The organism is Candidatus Bathyarchaeia archaeon (assembly GCA_041447175.1).
Lineage (GTDB): Archaea > Thermoproteota > Bathyarchaeia > Bathyarchaeales > Bathycorpusculaceae > JADGNF01.
In genome coordinates, this window is the sequence record CP166960.1 from 674504 (window position 1) to 691678 (window position 17175).

A 17175-nucleotide genomic window follows, 5' to 3' on the forward strand; every position below is an offset into this window, starting at 1 on the left:
TTGCGGGCATACTCTGGTATAGGAACCTTTGTTTTGGTCGAATGAAATAAACCTATTAAGCCAAAAACATTGTGAGCATGTATGAGTACTGCAACTGTGGTTCAAATTTCCTATGAGATTCTGGACGCCATCTATGCGGGAGCAAAGCAGCTTTACCCACGCGAAAGCTTCTTGTTACTGCGGGGCAAAAAGAAAAAAGGTGTGGTTCACATTTCGGATTTGGTTTTGGCTCCGTTTGCTGTTCACGGCGAAGGGTTTGCTCACTTTAACCCCTACATGTTTTCCGGTGACTTCTCGCTGGTTGGCACTGTGCACAGTCACCCTTCAGGCAACATCAACCCAAGCGACACCGACTTAAACTACTTTTTTGGCAGAATCCTCATGATTGTGGGGTACCCATTTCAGGGCAAAAACTGTGTTGCCGCGTACGGCTCTAGCGGCCAGCGGTTACCCATCCAAATAACCGATGAACCCGTTAAGTAGCATCCGCGTTTGATGCTTGCTCTGCAGCGGCTTTCGCGGCGGCAATTTGATATTCCCGCATGAAGTCAAGGGCAAATTTATCAGCGTTTTTTTCCGTTCCCCGATGTACCCTGTCCACGCTTTTGCTGCGCAGATGATGATAAAACTCGTGCAGTACAACAAAGGGGTTCCAGAGGGTGTCGCTGTCCAGCACACTGATGGTTTGGTTTTTGGCGCTGTAGGTCCCATACGCGTTTCGCACATGCCCTTTTGGCAACCCCACTTTAAGCTTGGGGGCTTCTACGCCGTAGGTTTTTGCAAGTAGCTCCAAGGCTTGTTCGGTTTGCCTGCTTAAAATTAACTGAACAATGGCGGGTTTAAAGTTTGGTTGGGTGGGGTTTTGTTGGGGCATGAGTTTTCAGGGGTTTTTCTGCCTAAAAGGTGTTCTGCCTCTTAGAGGGCGTTTGCGAGAACCATCAGGTTGTTTACAACCACCACAACCAAGAACAGGATAACCCCAACGTAGGCGATTTTGAGTAGTTTGTTGGTGCAGGTGAAGGCTTTGCAGTTTTTGTCTTCGGTTTTCATGAGGATTTTTTCGGCTTGAACAAAAATTAAGCATACGAAAACGGTTGTTGTCATTTTAAGAACCACAAAGGCGGGTATGTTTGTGCTGACCACGCCTGCAATGAGCGGGTTGAGTTCGACTGCGCCAAAATAAAGTATGCCAATTACGGTGGTTAAGCAATCCATGGATCCCATGAAAGCAAGGAACACTGTTGGGTAACCTGTCATTTTCATCATGTCATATTTTCCCCATTTGTCTCCCAATACACGCCTTCTTTGGCGGTTAGACTTTAAGAGCAAGCTTGCGTTTTTTGACATATTCCCTTTTTGGGCTGACGTCCTAAGAAAACGTTAAAGCCTACATACGCAATGATATGGGAGGTTACGCGGTGGAGGTGAACCCACAAAATGCCAGTGGTCATAGTTGAAACTTGGGCTGGAAAAAGCAACGAGCAGAAAGCCAAATTGATAAAGGGCATTACACGCGCGTTTGAGGATGTCGGCGTAACAGCAAACCAAGTGCAAGTAATCATTCACGACGTGCCCAAAACAAACTGGGGCATACACGGCGAGCAAGCCAGCATGCTTCCACCCTAACGGGCTTTACACGTTCGCTGTTTATTCTTGAATGCTCCAAACCTCCCCTCCCCGTATGTTTTTGATGTGCCCGTTTTGGGCTTATTTTTTGATTTTACGCTTGTTTTACGTTTATGCTGCGGCTTGAAACGGCGCGGCACGACGCGGAAAGGCAGAAAATGGCTCAATTTGCCTTTTTTGAAATCCTATCCAACCTGCTTCTCTCAAGGCATTGGCGAAAAAACCGTTCCCCTCTAACTCTTCGCCTCGGGTGGCGGCGGGCGGTAAACCATGCAGGCACCACGCAAAACCCATAAATACGTCGGATGCCGACAACTTGTAGCACAGCAAAAACGTGGGCCGGTCGTCTAGCCTGGTTAGGACATCTGCTTGACGTGCAGAAGGTCACCGGTCCGAATCCGGTCCGGCCCACCACAAAAACTAATTTTTCTATGGTTATTAGTTGGTGAATTTGGTGTTTGTCTTGTTGTTTGTTTCTCGAAATCTTTATTAACTCTATAGTGTTACTAAACCAAAAATTGGTAATACGTATAATAGTTGGGTATTAATGGAAGTGTTTGAATGGACAGAACCAAAGTTTTTGCCATCGTTGCCATAGCTATAGTTGTAATCGCCGCCGTAGGCGTTGCTTACATTCTAACAACCAGCAATGGAGATAACGAAGTTTCCGCGACAACCGTCACCGATGCCTTAGGACGAACAGTGAATGTTCCCCAACAGATGGACTCCATCTATTGTATTGGTGCATGCTCCCTGAGGTTGGTGTCCTATTTTGATGCAGTTGACAAGGTCCAAGCGATTGAAACCGCCGGCACCTTCAACACACGGGATGACCAAACATACTATCTCGTGAACAAAGCAAAATTCTCCGCCCTGCCCCAAGTAGCCACTACTCCAGAAGCCATTTTAGCTCTAAACCCCAGCGTCATCATCACCTCCACAGCATCCGATGTAGCAACCGCTGACACCCTACAATCCCAAACAAGCATCCCAGTGTACGTCATTAACGCCGACCTTGAATTCGGGCAGGCTTTCTATGACCAAATAACCTCTTTAGGCACTTTGTTTGGTGAACCGACTAGGGCTGCTGAACTCAATACCGGCATTGCCGATATGATTAACGAAGTTACCTCCAAAGCTACCACCGCAAGCGTCGAGAGCGCATACGCCTGTGGCATGTTCTACTACGGTGGGGCTTCATTTCTGAAGGGCTCCGGCAATTATCTGCCCTTCGACTATTCAAATGTCACCAACGCAATCGAACCCGCCGCTAACGGCCAACCGTACGTCATCACCTTGGAAACCTTGATAGCCGATAACCCTGACTACATCTTCATAGACAGCATAGGCCTAAGCAGCTGCATCGACTCAATCAACGAATACATAGATACCAATACTGGGCTAAGTGATGTTTCAGCAGTGGAAAACAACAACCTCTACTCCACCATGGTCTACAAATGCTACGGCACCAATTGGGACAACCAACTCGTAAATGTATACTACGTCGCCTCCATAATGAACGGGAACCTGTACTCATGGAACTTCGAGGACAAAGCAAACCAAGTCATACAGCTATTCTATCCAGAAACCACCATAACCTATGCCGACATCGCTGCTGGGCAGACAGGCAGCGGATGTGCCAAAGTCACGTTGTGAGGCTTTTAAACCTCTTTTCACTCTTTTTTTTCAATGGTGGTGTTAAGGGCGAGTAGAAAACCAAGCGATCACGACCACGGCGGACCCGAAGCGTTTGACATCTATGAAGACGATGAAAAGGACAGCAACCAGGTCTCAAAGACATACAGTGGATTTGTAAAACGCAAGCGCCTTTTCCTAATTGTAGGCTTAATAGTGCTGGTTTTATGTGTGGTCGTAGCCGCTCAGAGTGGACCTATTGACATACCGTTTGGAGACGTCATCAGGTACATCTTTACCTTTGACACCAGCGGAGCAGGCAGCGTTGTCTGGAACATCCGCATGGTCAGAATTGTCGGCGCTCTCTTAGCAGGCGTCGGTTTGGCAGTTGCTGGGGTAGTGATGCAGTGTATCCTCCGTAATCCCCTCGCTTCACCGTTCACCTTAGGCATATCAAGCGCCGCAGCTTTTGGGGCTTCTTTCGCCATCATTTTTATGGGCGCGGGCAGCAGCATGACCTCCATCGTCTCCATCAATAATCCCTATGTTACGACGATATGCGCGTTTTTCTTCTCCCTGCTGGCAACCGGTTCTATACTGCTGCTTACTAAGATTACCCGGGTCAGCGCTGAGACGATGATCCTGGCAGGTGTGGCTATCAGTGTCATGTTCTCCGCTGGGCTTTCCTTTATGCAGTATATAGCCACCGATTCGCAGTTGGGTAACATTGTTGCTTGGACCTTCGGTGACTTAGGTAAAGCCACTTGGTCATGGAACGCCATAATTCTTGTGGTGCTTCTTCCGATTGTTTTCTACTTCTTCTACAAACGGTGGGATTATAATGCCTTAGACGCTGGGGAAGACACCGCTAAAGGGTTGGGCGTCAACACGGAACGCGAGCGGCTCGTGGGCATGGTTTTGACCTCCGTTCTTTCAGCAGTTATTGTCTCCTTCTTTGGTATCATCGCTTTCATAGGTCTGCTGGGGCCACACATCGCCCGGATGATTATCGGCAGCGACCATCGGTACCTCATCCCTCTTTCGGTTATCCTCGGAGCCATTATCCTAATTATTGCAGATGGGGTTGGGCAAGTCATCTTGTACCCCTCCGTCATACCAGTAGGCATCATCACCTCAATGCTTGGCGGACCCCTATTCATCTACCTGCTAATCAGGAGATACCGAAAATGATGTTCTTCGAGGTAAATGACCTAAGTTTCTCCTACCGTAGCAAGTCAGTTCTGGACGGCGTGTCGTTTACCGTTACAAAGGATGATGTCGTCTCTGTCCTAGGACCCAACGGTGTAGGAAAAACCACCCTGATTAAATGCATAAGTAAGGTGCTCACACCAGCAGCTGGTTCAGTGATTATTGAGGGGTCAGACCTTCATCAAATGAACAAAAAAGAAATTGCCAAAAAAATAGGGTACGTGGCACAACGAAGCGAGACATCCCGAACCACGGTTTTTGATTCGGTGCTTTTGGGCAGGAAACCGCACTTTGAATGGGACATCACCGAAAAGGACATACGTTTGGCGGGAAGAGTGCTCCATCTTTTAGGCTTAGATGGGCTGGCGCTAAAATACGTCGACGAAATCAGTGGTGGAGAATACCAATTGGTGCAAATCGCAAGGGTCATAGTTCAGCAGCCAAAGGTTATTCTTTTAGATGAGCCCACAAGCAGTCTTGACTTAGCCAACCAGCACATGATAATGCATCTAATCCGGAACATTGTTAAGAAAAACCATATGGCTGCGATTATGGTTATTCACGACCTCAACTTGGCTATTCGTCATTCAGACAAATTTGTTCTAATGAAGGACAAAATGGTTTACTCCGTGGGCGGTCATGAAGTCATCACCCCCGAGAGCATCAAGGCAGTATATAACATCGATGCCTACGTGGAGTGCGTCCGAGGAATCCCCGTAGTCATCCCCATATAAGAAGGCAAAAACATGAACATGAACTCAAAAAAGGTCAATCCGAAAAAAAGAGAATTCTTCAACGAGAAAGCTGAAATCTGGGACAAAATCACAATCCACAACCTCCAAAAAGTACAATACATCACCGAACTACTAGAAATTCAACCTGACGATAGGATTCTGGATGTTGGCGCTGGGACAGGAATTATGATTCCTTTCTACGAGAAATATCTGGTTTATGGAAGCGTGGTTGCAGTGGATTATTCGGAGAAGATGATTGAGGTAGCCCGCTTGAAATATCCCCAAAAGGAGCATCCGCGGGTTTCATTTTTAGTTTCTGATGTCTATGACCTGAACTATGATGCCGAATTTGACTTGGTAGTGTGCTATTCCTGCTTTCCTCATTTTGTTGACCAGCCTTTAGCCCTCAAAATACTATCTAAGGCGCTACGGAAAGGCGGGCGAATAGCGGTGGCGCATTCTGATTCTGCTAAGAAAATTAATGGGGTTCACATGAATGGTGGTGTGGAGGTCGGGAACGATTTTCTGCCCCGTATGGGGCTTCTTAGGCAGATGATGAAGGAGAGCGGTTTTGATGTTACGTTTGAAAGGGATGACGAAAATTACTTCATATGTATTGCTAAAAAAATATAGTTAATACTAACCCATTTTTGAAGTGAATTAAAACGATACTGAAATGACAATCTTTCTGCTCATACCCTTTTCAGTGTTTGGTTTGTTTCCTAAAATGCTGTTTTTGGATAGACGACTACACTTTAGACTCCACCGCTTGTCTTTTTTAAAAAAGTTATGTCAAATTGTATAGGTTACTGTATAAAAAACAAAATGAATTAATGAAATCATCAGGAAACCATAAAAAGCTGCTATTTGATGTACCGAAGGTCTCTGGTCCGAATCAGTCCGACCCCAAAAAGAACCCCGCGGTTTTGTCTTCTAACTTTCCAAATTTTGAAAATTGGGCAAACGGACCACCTATCTCCAGGCGGTTTTCCGACAATCTAAGAGCAGTTAGATATGAGAAAAAGAGAAAGTGAATTAGTGATAGTTTACGCGTCTGTCGCTGCTGGTTTTTTTCTGTATAGTATGCCTTTGGGGTCTTTGAGTAATAAAATGCCCTCCCACAACACAAGCCCCACAACAAGCATAACGCCGCTGAGAACTGTTGCTTCAATTGATACCTCAAAGAATTCTCCGCCCCCTTCTAAAATGAAGGGCACTACGTGGTCAACAAGCACCATTATTGTTGTCCCCCAGAGAATTAAACTAAGATACTTCAATAGGTACTTGTCGTTCTCAGCTTGGGTATACCATATTGCAGTTGCAATTGTCGCGGCGAATGCGAGTATTATTAGCCACATATTTTCTCATCCTCCGTTACGCTTATTAGCGAGTGTTACTTTATTTAAATTTAGTGTTACTGGAGGAAAAATGTGATGGCGTGCTTCCTAGCTCCGATGACTCTTGCAATTGTAGTGACAATCGTTCAAGTAATAACGAGACATAGCGATATCCCCAATAAACTAAAACTAACAGCATTTAATGCAATGCTCTGGGGAGGCGTAGGCTTGCTCGCTGCAGAACACGTCTTTCACGGTGAAATAACCGCGTGGGCACCATACCTAACAGCAATGTCCTCCCCTGCTGACACTGCTGTGATGTTGTCCGAGATTGCTAGCGTTGGGGGGTCAATGACTTTAGCCATATCTGCTACATGGATGGGAATGCTTGCAGTAACTTCGCTGATGACAAAACGAATCGCAATCAAGGACCAATTAAGCCCACTCAGCAAGCCAATGACCACAAGAAAACAATAACACCAACTATCAAAAAACTCAAACTTTTTTTGTTTTCAACTTTTAATAACGCTTAACGCGATAGGCTAGTCATCGACTTTAACAAACATACCCTGAGTAATAGAACAAACTATGTTCTTTAACACGCGTCCCTTCACCACTGCATGGCTGCCTGCAGCAGAAAAGGGTACTGACCTGCACCGCTCAGAAGTGGAGACCATTGTACAATTTGGCTTTTAGGGGTCAGAGCTGGGCAACGTGGTTAAAGCCAGTGCATCATGTGAACTCACTTTTCTACTTCATCCTGGTTGCTTTAGTTTTCTACTTTTATTGATTCTTCCAGTTCGTGGTCATAGAAGTGATTCAGAACCATCAGCACACTTTTGCCCGCTGTCTTAAAGCCCTGCGCGTAGTTTTCGGAGATAAACATCCCTTTCTTGTGGTCAGCTAGAATTATGCCGCAGTTTGTGGGCAGGGGGGATTCTTCGATAAAGATTTCGGCGTTTTCTTTAAGGTTTCGTGCGCTCGGAGTTAACCGGTGCACTAAGAGTTGGACTTTTACGCCTTTTGAGTGCGCCGCCTTGATTGTTGATTCAAACTCGGAGAAATCATCGTAGGGAATTCTTAGGCGCGCCTCGTTTGTGGCTGACAAAATGATGTCTTTTGCTTGGGTGTTTAGGTTGGTTTTTCCCCGTATTGTCCATACAATGTCCTCTGAAGGCTCCACCGATTCGTTCTTCCCAAAAAGATACTCCAGTTCCTCCAAAACTGCTTTTTGTGCTTCTGAAATTTCGTTGATTTTCTTTTTGTAGCTGCCTTCCAGAGCGCTTTTTCTTTCTATGTATTCTTTTTCTACAGTGCTTTTTAGCTGGTTCTCGATTCCTTCCATTGAGGTGGAGGGTTTTATTGCTTTGAAGAGTATGGGTCTGCCTTTTTGAGTTTCGATGAGTTTTCTTTTTTCGAGGCGCATGAGGACTTCGTAGATTTTGGAGTGGGGGATTTCGGTTATTTTGCTAAGGTCGCCGGCGCTTGAGGTGCCTTTTTCGACGAGGCTGATGTAGGCTTTTGCTTCGTATTCGGTTAATCCTAATGTTTCAAGTGCCTGCTGGATTTCTACACCTTTCATGTTTTTCACCACTGAGAAAAAACATCAGTGACAAAACGAATTTAAGAATTGCTATACCTTATCCAGCAAATTAGCATCTAACACACCTAATGGAGATTAACAGCTTGAAACAAAACAAAAGAGCAAACTCAACAACCCGACTGGAGGCGACATAATTGTCAAAATCCAAGTCATGGCATGCATTAACAGTCGAAGAATCACTCACAGAGCTAGACGTCAAAGAAAACGAAGGCATAACACAGCAAGACGCTCAAAGCCGACTCACCAAGTACGGCCTAAACGAGCTCAAAAAAGAAAAAGGCAAATCCCCCATCAAACTCTTCCTCTCCCAATTCACAGACGTGCTTATGATTATTCTTCTCATCGCCACAGGGCTTTCACTTGCAGTCGGCGAAACCGTAGACGCCATAATCATACTCGTCATCGTCATCGCAAGCGCCACTCTGGGCTTTACGCAAGAGTATCGTAGCGAAAAAGCCGTCGAAGCCCTCAAAAAAATGACCTCCCCCAACGCCATCGTCATCCGCGACGGCAAAGAAGCAAAAATTCCCGCCAGCCAACTTGTTCCCGGCGACATCATGCTGCTTTACACGGGTGACAAGGTCCCCGCTGACGCCCGGCTGATTGAAGCACATAACCTTAAAGTTGAAGAAGCCGCCCTCACAGGAGAATCTGCCGCAGTAGACAAAGCCATCACCACCCTCGCGGAAGGTGCCCAGTTAAACGACCGCAACAACATGATATACACCGGCACCATCATCGCTTACGGTAGAGCAAAAGCCGTTGTTACCGAAACTGGTATGAACACTGAGTTTGGCAAAATTGCCCAAATGGTCCAAAGCACCGAAACCGAAACAACACCACTCGAAAAACGAATGGCATCAGTAGGCAAATGGATAGGCATTCTGGCTGTGGTTATAGCTGCCAGCGTAGCAGTAGTGGGCATAGTTATCGAGGGGCGTCCAATTCTTGAGATGGTCCTCTGGGCAGTCAGCCTCGCAGTAGCTGCGGTGCCCGAAGCGCTTCCCGCGATTGTCACAGGCGCCTTAGCCATCGGCATGTACCGCATGACCAAAGTTAACGCTGTCGTGAAGCGGCTTCCTGCCGTAGAGACTTTGGGCTGCACCAGCGTTATCTGCAGCGACAAAACTGGTACAATGACCAAAGGCGAAATGACCGTCCAGCGGGTCTACACCAACAACTCCGCCATAAAAGTCACAGGCATCGGATACGCTCCCGAAGGCAACTTCGAATTTGAAAACAAACAAATAACCCCTGACGCGCAACTCACCAAACTCCTGAAAGTCTCCTGCCTCTGCAACGACTCCGCCCTTGAAAAAGACGACCAAACCAAAAAGTGGACTGTAAAAGGGGACCCCACTGAAGGCGCCCTCATTGTTGCAGCCGCCAAAGCCGACCTACAAAAGCAGGAGCTTGACCAGCAAGAACCCCGCATCGCAGAGATTCCCTTCAGCAGCGAACGCAAACGCATGACCACCATCCACCAAGTCGGCAACACACGCATGGCATACATGAAAGGCGCACCAGAAATTGTGCTGGAGAAATGCAGCCAAATTCTGCTCAACGGTACCGTGCAGAAGCTGACCAGCGAGCAGCGTGTTGAACTGCAAAAGGTTACTGAAGCGATGGCTTTGCAGGCTTTGCGCAACTTGGGTTTTGCCTACAAAGAACTTCCCTCAAACAAGGCAGTCTTTGATGAGACAATTGAAGAGGGCTTTGTTTTCGTAGGCATTATGGGTATGATTGACCCGCCCCGCAGCGAAGTTAAAGACGCCATCGCCATCTGCAGAAAAGCAGGCATCCGCGTGGTCATGATAACAGGCGACCACAAACTCACCGCCACCGCCGTTGCCAAAGAGCTTAACCTCATCGGCGAAAACGAGGAGGGCAAAGTTCTCACAGGCGTTGAGCTTGAAGCAATGGATGACCAGCAACTGTATGACGTAGTGGAAAACGTTGCCATCTATGCCCGCGTTGCTCCTGAACATAAAGTGCGCATAGTTAAGGCATGGAAGCAGCGGGACCAAGTTGTGGCCATGACTGGCGACGGCGTCAACGATGCACCCGCGCTTAAAAAAGCAGACATAGGCATTGCCATGGGCATCACCGGCACAGAAGTCAGCAAAGAAGCAGCCTCCATGGTTCTGGCGGACGACAACTTTGCCAGCATCGTCAAAGCAGTCAAAGAAGGCAGGGAAATCTATGACAACATCAAAAAATACCTCACCTTCCTGTTGCAGTGCAACATCATGGAAATCCTAGTCATGTTCATCGCCGTCGTCACAGTGCCCTACATTGCAAGCATGCTGGTTCCTGGGCTTTCCTCTACACTTACGGGTCAAAACTCCATCAACAATGCAGCTATTGCGTTGACTGCGGTGCAGATTCTGTGGATGAACCTTGTCACTGACGGCTTACCTGCTATCGCATTAGGCGTAGACCCAGGCGACCCCGACCTCATGGAACGCAAACCTCGCAAACCCAAAGAGAGCATATTCTCACGTGATGTTCTGACGTTCCTGATTGCTACCCCTCTGCTGACAACGACTCTGCTGCTGGGAGCGTATTTCGCGCATTCCCCATGGCTGGGTGAATATCAACTGTTGGAAGCCCGAACTCAACTGCTGACTGCTATGATAATGATTGAGTTAGCCATTGCGCTGTCTTCGCGTTCGCTTAAGTACCCCGTGTTCAAAGTGGGCGTGTTCAAGAACAAGTACCTCTGGTACGCGATACTCTCATCGTTTGCCCTGCAGCTCGTCATCCTTTACGTCCCTGGAATTCAGGCGCTGTTCGATGTGCGTTCACCCGAACTCATTGACTGGGCAATCGCGGCACTATTTGCAGGCATAGTCTTCGCTGCGTTGGAAACCGGAAAATACATCTCAAGCCGACGAAGAAAAACATAACCCACCCCCTCTTTCCGCAAGATAAATCCGCGATGAACAAAGACGGAACCACCAAGCAATATTTCATTCTTGGCGTTCCGTTGTTCGGCTGCGGAAATCGTTTTTTCTTTTCAATATACGATTTCGATACGCGTAGGTTATTGTTAAATGAGGTGCGGCTGGGCTATGGTTGTTTGCGGATGAACCTTAATTGTGGTTAACGCTGGGGTTTTGATTCATATTTGTAGCTGTTATGTGTGTTGCGGTGTTGTTGTTCTAAAATTTTAAATATTCACAATACGCATTTCTGATTGAGGAATGATTATGCAACCAGATTTCAAGTTTTGTCAAAGTTGTGGAATGCCCCTAAATCAGTCTGAACTGTTTGGAACAGAATCTGATGGCTCAAAAACCGAAAAGTACTGCGCCTACTGCTACAAGGATGGCAAATTCACTACCCCTGAGGCTACGCTTGAGCAGATGATAGAAATTTCCGCCAAGGGCTGGTCAGATAATGACCCTAACATCACCTACGAGCAGGCAAAAGCTGAACTGTCGCTGATGTTGCCGCGGCTGGAACGCTGGTGGAAGTAGCTGTACCTTCTTGTGTCTGTTGGCAGTCTTAAATTGAAGGCGTAGAAAACTGCAGAGCAAAAAACACCTCTTGCTTAAATTTTAAGGGTGCTTTCACCAGAGCCTGTACCACGCCACCCAATGGTTTTCTGTTTTGGCTCTCTCGCCATGAGATGCGTGACATGGGATTTATGCGTGCAAAGCAGGCATCCGTGGTGAAAGCATACAAACAAAGGGGTTGTTCCTTTTGGGTTTTGCCTTTATAGTTGATGACGCATTTTTACCTCTATATTGGTCTACAAAAACTTGTGGCTGGCCTTTTTTTCAAAAACAAATTCGTACCCATTCCTGTGTGGTGGTGGTTCAAATTCTGTTTTTTCTCCACAACTTCTTTAAACAAATCCGCCCATCCTACGTAGGAGAAGTGAGTGAAATGGTTGAAGACATCATTTTGGCAACAATGCCTTTAATCCCAAAATATGACGTTGAAGAAGTCCTTGGACTAGTTTACGGCTCCAGCACCCGAACCCGCGGCATAGGCGGCAGGTTTGTTTCAGGTATCCAATCCATGACGGGCGGCAAAGGCACCGCTTACGAAGAAGAAATCGAAAAAGCTCGAAGAGAAGCGGTGGAAGAACTGAAAAATGAAGCCCGCAAGCTCGGCGCCAACGGTGTGCTGGCTATCGATTTTGAAACCACCGAAATCCTCGAAGGCTTCATAATCGTGACGGCGTACGGAACTGCAGTTAAACTGAAGAAGTGACACCCCAAACAGTTTTAGGTCGTATTTACATAAGTAACCTTGAGGGATAGATTTGGACAAAAAATGCCCTGTATGCAAGAAACCTTTTATGACCTTTGACAGCAAGAAAAAATACTGCAGCGATGCCTGCGCCAAAAAAGCCAACAAAGCCAAATAGGCGCCGTTAGAGTTCATACCTTGATGAATCCATCTGGGAGCCGCATTTGGGCGTAACAAAATAGAAGGTTTCGCCACATTGGCGGCAGTGGAACTCTTGATTTTTATTTTTCTCCACTTCCAAACTTTGGCATTTGGGGCAGCGTATATTGGTGGGCAAGGTTTCTCGTTATTTTAAGTGTGGCAGTTTGGATAAAGCTTGCGACTGCACTCACCAACGTACGGCAAAGTATTTGTACTGTTTCTTTTTATTTTTGATAGGGTGGATGGATTGTCTAAAAAGGCTAAAAAAGCTGAGGGCTTAGAGCAACACAAAAAGCTTCAGCGGGAAAAAGACCAGAAGCGCAAAGAGCGAAAAAAGGTTGCCCTTCCGGCAAAACACGGCAAAGGCAAATAGCGCATAATCGTCTGTGCTTTGCCGCCCCTCTTTTTTGTTTACTTACACCACTTTAGGCTTTGAATCCGCAGGGTCTTCTTGGGTTTGTGGTTGTCGTTTTATGCCAACAAAATCTTATTACACAAACTCTGCTTGCATAAGCTTAGATTTTGGAAGGATTATCCATGAGTGCTTCTTTTCATAATTTCCCTTTCAAGTTTGAGCTTTCTGCGCGTATCTCGACACGTGTCATAGTTTTGGCGTTAATTGCCGTTTTGGCGCTTGCTTTTTCAGCGGGAACAGCCGCAGTTTACGCCCAAGAATCTACTGTTCAGCCTCAAGTAACCTCCCCGTCCACTTCGCTTTCGCAGCTTTACCAAAACGTTGAGGACTCAGTGGTTGTTATAACTTGTTTACAGCCCACCTTGACGATGTTTGGGCAAGCTTACAGTCAAGTTCAGGGCTCGGGCTTTATCTACGACAATAACGAAACCATGGTCGTAGTTACGAACTACCATGTTGTTCAGGAAGGGGTAAACATCAGCGTCACTTTTCGTAACGGAAACGGCTATGCCGCAACAGTTTTAGGTTCAGACCCCTACGCGGACCTTGCGGTGCTCTCTACCGCTGCACCCCCCGACGCATATCACCCTATCGAAATAGCCAGTTCTTCATCGCTTGAAGTGGGTGACTTTGTGGCGGCGTTGGGAAGCCCTTTTGGTTTGTCAGGGTCAATAACCGTGGGCATCGTTAGCCAACTGGGCAGAACCATAACCGAAACAACCTCAGGGGGCTTTCCCATAGCTAACGTGATTCAAACAGATGCGCCCATTAACCCTGGAAACTCGGGCGGTCCCCTGCTTAATGGTGAAGGACAAGTTGTAGGCATAAACACCGCGGGAGTTTCTGGAGCCACTGGGGTCGGGTTTGCTATCCCCTCTGACACAATTCTGCGGGAAATCAATGACCTGATAACCACGGGGACCTACACGCAGCATCCTTACTTGGGCATCATTGGCGTAGACAACACCTACGACCTTGCAAACCAGACAGGACTTAACGTCACCTACGGCATTTTACTCCAGCAAGTGACCGCCGGCGGACCAGCCGACGATGCGGGGCTTAGGGCAGGCACCACCCAAATCACCATAAACGGCGTGAATGTCATCGTGGGCGGCGACCTCATTGTAGCCATTAACGGTTCCCGCATCATCAACTCCGACGGGTTATCCGCGTATCTTGAGGAAAACACTTTGCCAAACCAAACCATAACGGTTACCGTTATCCGAAACGGCGAAACAATGGATGTCCCCGTAGTGTTAGGAACGCGTCCTTTACCTAACAGTGCCGTAGTGCCATTTCCGTCCCCTTCATCCTCTTCGTCTGCTTCTCCTGCAATTGCAGAAGCCACTGCCATAGCAGCCATAGGTGCCTTCACTGTGGGAACAGCTTTGTATGCCACGTTTTGGTGGCGTTTTCGAAGATTTGCTCCTAATAAAGAAAACAGGGTTCATGTTGGATAAGGTGTTTTTGTGGGGTTTTTGTTTTATTTTTCTATATGGAAAACGTGGTTTGGTTTTAAATACTACTAAAGCCGACTATAAGTTAGCAGAACTGGTGGAGTGGAAACTTGTCAACAGATGAAGAACTGCGAAGAAAAGCTCGTCAGAGAGCTGAAGCCAAAATCGCCTTTTACATTCACTTAGCCGTGTTCTCAATTGTCAACGCCTTTCTCATTGCCGTCTGGTGGTTCACAGGCGGCTATCAGGGCGTGTTTCCCTGGTTTGTATTTCCGCTCTTTGGCTGGGGCATCGGGTTAGTAGCACATTACCTTACGGTTTTCTTGCGCACCGGAGTATCTGACAGAATGGTTGAGCAGGAATACCGCAGACTCAAAGAAGAACAACAATCAACCTAACAGTCAAAGACGCGAAGAAGAGTTGCTGACAGGAAGACTAAGAGGCGAAAAGAGTAGGCGGGTGGGCGTGCAAGCCCTTTTGTTATGCTTTTCCTGAGCTTCCAAACAGTTGCATTTTGCTTTTGGCAACTTGCTTCATGGTTTCTCGGGCGGGACCTAAAATCTTGCGGGGGTCAAACTCTTTAGGTGAGGTTGTGAGAACTTCCCGCACCGAACCCGTAAACGCTAAACGCAAGTCGGTGTCCACATTGACTTTAGCGATGCCTAAACCAATGGCTTTTTTGATTTCGGTTTCAGGGATACCTTTTGCGTTGGATAGTTGCGCACCGTATTTGTCGGCTTTCTCGATAAGCCACGACGGGACACTGGATGCCCCGTGCAGCACCAGCGGAACTTGAACTTTCTGGTTGATAAGCCTTAACCGTTCAATGTCGAGTTTAGCTTCGCTTTTGAATTTATACGCGCCATGGGAGGTGCCGATGGCAACGGCTAATGTGTCCACTCCAGTTTCTTCAACAAAAGTTTTGGCGTTTTCAGGGTCAGTTAAGATGGCGTCTTTTTCTTCCACGCTGCGCTCCTCCACGCCCGCCAATCTTCCTAGCTCGGCTTCCACGCTGACACCTTTTGGGTGTGCCATTTCTACGACTTTTTTGGTGACTGCAATATTTTCTTCCAGCTTCAAAAAGGAGCCATCAATCATGACGGATGTGAACCCGGCTTCAACACATTTTTGGGTGATTTCAAAGTCTTCGCCGTGGTCTAAGTGGATGCTCACGGGCACCGGCGCCAACTCTGCAGCCGTTTTAGCCATGCCGCTGATGTAAGGAAGCCCTGCATATTTGACGACGCTGGGGCTTATGGCTATAATGACCGGGGACTTTTCTTCAGCTGCGGCCTGAGCCACTGCAGTTAAACTTTCAAGGTTCTGGACATTCAAGGCGGGGATTGCATAACCGTTTTTTCTGGCTGGAACCATCAAATCTTTGTTTGTAACGAGCAAAGTTTCACACTCTCTCAGTTTAGCTTACAAGGGACTATCGACGGTTTCGGGGTATTTAATTTTTCTTACGAAAAAAGAATACGCATTCAGAACGGTGCCCCAGAGTATTCTGGATAACCTTATTTTGTTCAAGGCACATTTCAATACTGGTGTGTTTGTTTGACTTGTTACTTTAGGCACATGAGCGGTGTCTTTCAAGAAGCGGAAATCTCCGTTACGCCTGCCAATAAGAAACAGCTTGACCAAGTGATTCACCGTTTGGTGGGCGTCCAATACAAGGATTGTTCGGCTACTTGGCGTGAAGTTAAAAAGCACTTGGCGCAAGATGAAGCCGGCTTTGTTTTGCAGCTCAAAGAAGCTTGGCGTAAACAGTAACCCGCCTTTTGTGTTACTCTAAGGAGTCAACTCGTGTTACTCTAAGGGGTCAACTCCAAAAAACCCCTGTAGCTTGGTTAGCAGCTCTATGAGTTCTTTGCCTTTTTTTGTTGTCAACAATTTGTCGTCTGACTCGTTAAGCAAACCCTGCGCCACTAAGTAATGTATGCAGCCATTGACAAGTTCAGGGTTAAGGTTGCGAATGATTTTGGCTTTGGATTGAGGCAAAGTGCACAGGTTCAAGACGTCGGAGATTACTTTGATGCTCTCTTTGCTTAGCGCCCTTTCCGCTGTCCAGCATGGGTCTTCAAGGAGATTCATGTAGTAGGTTCTGTTGTTCACACCAAAAATGACCCTTTGAAGCTTGACATTAACTAATGCTTCCTCAAAAATTCTGCTCCTCAAGTCATTCCCCTCAAAAACCTCATGCTTAGGGGTATCGGCTAAAATGAATATAATTTTTTGTGGCTGTCAGCACACAACCACAAACCCAAAAAGAAACCAAGCAAACTACAAGCACTGGCAGATGATGCACATTGAGGCTTAAAATTTACTCAGACGGAGGCGCCCGCGGAAACCCGGGTCCTGCGGCGGCAGCGTACCTGATTCTTAACGAAAACGACGTTGTAGTTGAGTCGGGGTCGCGTTTTTTAGGAAAACGTACCAACAACCAAGCAGAGTACGAAGCGTTAATTGATGCTCTTAAGGCGGGTTCCAAGCTGGATGCTGCGGAAGCGGTTTTTCATTTGGACAGCGAGCTGGTTTGTAAACACATGACAGGCGAATATCGGGTTAAGAACGCTGAGCTGTTTAGGCTTTGGTCAACTGCGCAGGCGCTGGTGAGGCTGTTTAGGAAGGTTCAGTTTGTTAATGTTCCCCGAAGCAACAGGTTCATTCAGGAAGCTGACCTGTTAGTTAATGAACGGCTAGACGAAACCGTTAGAAACCCCCATGCTTTCTGAGGCATGACCGTTTTTGAGCA

At 47.0% G+C, this 17175-nt stretch carries 23 protein-coding genes and 1 tRNA gene; 15 read left to right on the forward strand and 9 right to left on the reverse strand.

From position 1 onward, the window contains the following. Positions 1-81: 81 nt before the first annotated feature. Entirely contained in the window at positions 82-483 is a 402-nt protein-coding gene (locus ACBZ72_03505; protein ID XES77948.1) for a Mov34/MPN/PAD-1 family protein, read from the forward strand. Here the strand turns inward: ACBZ72_03505 and ACBZ72_03510 are convergent. Both ACBZ72_03510 and ACBZ72_03515 read right to left on the reverse strand, forming a co-directional pair. After that, entirely contained in the window at positions 476-874 is a 399-nt protein-coding gene (locus tag ACBZ72_03510; protein ID XES77949.1) for a hypothetical protein, read from the reverse strand. The two genes, ACBZ72_03505 and ACBZ72_03510, sit on opposite strands and share 8 nt — an antisense overlap. Positions 875-915: 41 nt before the next feature. Beyond that, positions 916-1266, reverse strand: coding sequence for a DUF5658 family protein (locus ACBZ72_03515; protein ID XES77950.1), 351 nt, complete (start codon positions 1264-1266; stop codon positions 916-918). Positions 1267-1437: 171 nt separating this feature from the next. Here ACBZ72_03515 and ACBZ72_03520 point away from each other — a divergent pair, with 171 nt between their 5' ends. Continuing rightward, a complete protein-coding gene (locus ACBZ72_03520) occupies positions 1438-1626 on the forward strand; it encodes a 4-oxalocrotonate tautomerase family protein (GenBank protein XES77951.1) in 189 nt (62 codons plus the stop codon). A 111-nt stretch (positions 1627-1737) separates the two neighbouring features. Here ACBZ72_03520 and ACBZ72_03525 read toward each other — a convergent pair whose 3' ends face one another. Beyond that, complete coding sequence (locus tag ACBZ72_03525; protein ID XES77952.1) at positions 1738-1941, reverse strand: hypothetical protein; 204 nt, start codon at positions 1939-1941, stop codon at positions 1738-1740. A gap of 21 nt (positions 1942-1962) precedes the next feature. Between ACBZ72_03525 and ACBZ72_03530 the strand changes: the two genes are divergently transcribed. The 5 genes from ACBZ72_03530 (at position 1963) to ACBZ72_03550 (ending at position 5837) form a co-directional block, all read left to right on the forward strand. Continuing rightward, positions 1963-2040 (forward strand) — tRNA-Val (locus ACBZ72_03530). Positions 2041-2187: 147 nt separating this feature from the next. Next, entirely contained in the window at positions 2188-3282 is a 1095-nt protein-coding gene (locus ACBZ72_03535) for an ABC transporter substrate-binding protein (GenBank protein ID XES77953.1), read from the forward strand. A 33-nt stretch (positions 3283-3315) separates the two neighbouring features. After that, positions 3316-4452, forward strand: coding sequence for a FecCD family ABC transporter permease (locus tag ACBZ72_03540; GenBank protein ID XES77954.1), 1137 nt, complete (start codon positions 3316-3318; stop codon positions 4450-4452). Next, positions 4449-5204 (forward strand): ABC transporter ATP-binding protein, encoded by a 756-nt coding sequence (locus tag ACBZ72_03545; protein XES77955.1) that lies wholly within the window; start codon positions 4449-4451, stop codon positions 5202-5204. Before ACBZ72_03540 ends, ACBZ72_03545 begins: the two co-directional genes overlap by 4 nt. 12 nt (positions 5205-5216) lie before the next feature. Beyond that, a complete protein-coding gene (locus ACBZ72_03550) occupies positions 5217-5837 on the forward strand; it encodes a class I SAM-dependent methyltransferase (protein XES77956.1) in 621 nt (206 codons plus the stop codon). Between the two features lie 413 nt (positions 5838-6250). Here the strand turns inward: ACBZ72_03550 and ACBZ72_03555 are convergent, their stop codons facing one another. From ACBZ72_03555 to ACBZ72_03565, 3 genes are all read right to left on the reverse strand, one after another. Next, complete coding sequence (locus tag ACBZ72_03555) at positions 6251-6562, reverse strand: hypothetical protein (GenBank protein ID XES77957.1); 312 nt, start codon at positions 6560-6562, stop codon at positions 6251-6253. Between the two features lie 230 nt (positions 6563-6792). Next, the gene (locus ACBZ72_03560; GenBank protein ID XES77958.1) at positions 6793-7005 is read right to left on the reverse strand and encodes a hypothetical protein; all 213 of its coding nucleotides are present in this window, start codon (positions 7003-7005) and stop codon (positions 6793-6795) included. A gap of 305 nt (positions 7006-7310) precedes the next feature. Next, on the reverse strand, positions 7311-8123 hold the full coding sequence (locus tag ACBZ72_03565) for a TrmB family transcriptional regulator (GenBank protein XES77959.1): 813 nt from the start codon (positions 8121-8123) through the stop codon (positions 7311-7313). Between the two features lie 155 nt (positions 8124-8278). On the opposite strand from ACBZ72_03565, the gene ACBZ72_03570 reads away from it, so the two are divergent. From ACBZ72_03570 to ACBZ72_03580, 3 genes are all read left to right on the forward strand, one after another. Beyond that, positions 8279-11053: a cation-translocating P-type ATPase gene (locus ACBZ72_03570; protein ID XES77960.1), complete on the forward strand. Its 2775-nt coding sequence runs from the start codon at positions 8279-8281 to the stop codon at positions 11051-11053. A 303-nt stretch (positions 11054-11356) separates the two neighbouring features. Continuing rightward, a complete protein-coding gene (locus ACBZ72_03575; protein XES77961.1) occupies positions 11357-11626 on the forward strand; it encodes a zinc ribbon domain-containing protein in 270 nt (89 codons plus the stop codon). Positions 11627-12038: 412 nt separating this feature from the next. Then, complete coding sequence (locus ACBZ72_03580) at positions 12039-12368, forward strand: YbjQ family protein (GenBank protein ID XES77962.1); 330 nt, start codon at positions 12039-12041, stop codon at positions 12366-12368. A 163-nt stretch (positions 12369-12531) separates the two neighbouring features. Here the strand turns inward: ACBZ72_03580 and ACBZ72_03585 are convergent, their stop codons facing one another. Continuing rightward, a complete protein-coding gene (locus ACBZ72_03585) occupies positions 12532-12684 on the reverse strand; it encodes a hypothetical protein (GenBank protein XES77963.1) in 153 nt (50 codons plus the stop codon). Positions 12685-12795: 111 nt separating this feature from the next. On the opposite strand from ACBZ72_03585, the gene ACBZ72_03590 reads away from it, so the two are divergent. The 3 genes from ACBZ72_03590 (at position 12796) to ACBZ72_03600 (ending at position 14818) form a co-directional block, all read left to right on the forward strand. Then, complete coding sequence (locus ACBZ72_03590; protein XES77964.1) at positions 12796-12921, forward strand: hypothetical protein; 126 nt, start codon at positions 12796-12798, stop codon at positions 12919-12921. 164 nt (positions 12922-13085) lie between these two features. Continuing rightward, positions 13086-14423, forward strand: coding sequence for a S1C family serine protease (locus ACBZ72_03595; GenBank protein XES77965.1), 1338 nt, complete (start codon positions 13086-13088; stop codon positions 14421-14423). Positions 14424-14530: 107 nt separating this feature from the next. Further along, on the forward strand, positions 14531-14818 hold the full coding sequence (locus tag ACBZ72_03600) for a 2TM domain-containing protein (GenBank protein XES77966.1): 288 nt from the start codon (positions 14531-14533) through the stop codon (positions 14816-14818). 82 nt (positions 14819-14900) lie between these two features. On the opposite strand, the gene fba is transcribed toward ACBZ72_03600, so the two are convergent. Further along, complete coding sequence (fba, locus tag ACBZ72_03605; protein XES77967.1) at positions 14901-15818, reverse strand: class II fructose-1,6-bisphosphate aldolase; 918 nt, start codon at positions 15816-15818, stop codon at positions 14901-14903. 159 nt (positions 15819-15977) lie between these two features. Between fba and ACBZ72_03610 the strand changes: the two genes are divergently transcribed. Continuing rightward, a complete protein-coding gene (locus tag ACBZ72_03610; protein ID XES77968.1) occupies positions 15978-16193 on the forward strand; it encodes a hypothetical protein in 216 nt (71 codons plus the stop codon). Positions 16194-16229: 36 nt separating this feature from the next. Here the strand turns inward: ACBZ72_03610 and ACBZ72_03615 are convergent, their stop codons facing one another. Next, positions 16230-16598 carry a winged helix-turn-helix domain-containing protein gene (locus ACBZ72_03615; GenBank protein XES77969.1) on the reverse strand — a complete coding sequence of 123 codons (369 nt, stop codon included), beginning with the start codon at positions 16596-16598 and terminating at the stop codon, positions 16230-16232. 131 nt (positions 16599-16729) lie between these two features. On the opposite strand from ACBZ72_03615, the gene ACBZ72_03620 reads away from it, so the two are divergent. Next, the gene (locus ACBZ72_03620; protein ID XES77970.1) at positions 16730-17155 is read left to right on the forward strand and encodes a ribonuclease HI family protein; all 426 of its coding nucleotides are present in this window, start codon (positions 16730-16732) and stop codon (positions 17153-17155) included. The last annotated feature ends 20 nt before the right edge of the window (positions 17156-17175 follow it).

Excerpts from the sequence above, each read along its gene's own strand:
- ACBZ72_03505 (XES77948.1), top strand. The coding sequence starts at position 82 with ATGAGTACTGCAACTGTGGTTCAAATTTCCTATGAGATTCTGGACGCC.
- ACBZ72_03510 (XES77949.1), bottom strand. The coding sequence starts at position 874 with ATGCCCCAACAAAACCCCACCCAACCAAACTTTAAACCCGCCATTGTT.
- ACBZ72_03515 (XES77950.1), bottom strand. The coding sequence starts at position 1,266 with ATGATGAAAATGACAGGTTACCCAACAGTGTTCCTTGCTTTCATGGGA.
- ACBZ72_03520 (XES77951.1), top strand. The coding sequence starts at position 1,438 with ATGCCAGTGGTCATAGTTGAAACTTGGGCTGGAAAAAGCAACGAGCAG.
- ACBZ72_03535 (XES77953.1), top strand. The coding sequence starts at position 2,188 with ATGGACAGAACCAAAGTTTTTGCCATCGTTGCCATAGCTATAGTTGTA.
- ACBZ72_03540 (XES77954.1), top strand. The coding sequence starts at position 3,316 with ATGGTGGTGTTAAGGGCGAGTAGAAAACCAAGCGATCACGACCACGGC.
- ACBZ72_03545 (XES77955.1), top strand. The coding sequence starts at position 4,449 with ATGATGTTCTTCGAGGTAAATGACCTAAGTTTCTCCTACCGTAGCAAG.
- ACBZ72_03550 (XES77956.1), top strand. The coding sequence starts at position 5,217 with ATGAACATGAACTCAAAAAAGGTCAATCCGAAAAAAAGAGAATTCTTC.
- ACBZ72_03555 (XES77957.1), bottom strand. The coding sequence starts at position 6,562 with ATGTGGCTAATAATACTCGCATTCGCCGCGACAATTGCAACTGCAATA.
- ACBZ72_03565 (XES77959.1), bottom strand. The coding sequence starts at position 8,123 with ATGAAAGGTGTAGAAATCCAGCAGGCACTTGAAACATTAGGATTAACC.
- ACBZ72_03575 (XES77961.1), top strand. The coding sequence starts at position 11,357 with ATGCAACCAGATTTCAAGTTTTGTCAAAGTTGTGGAATGCCCCTAAAT.
- ACBZ72_03580 (XES77962.1), top strand. The coding sequence starts at position 12,039 with ATGGTTGAAGACATCATTTTGGCAACAATGCCTTTAATCCCAAAATAT.
- ACBZ72_03595 (XES77965.1), top strand. The coding sequence starts at position 13,086 with ATGAGTGCTTCTTTTCATAATTTCCCTTTCAAGTTTGAGCTTTCTGCG.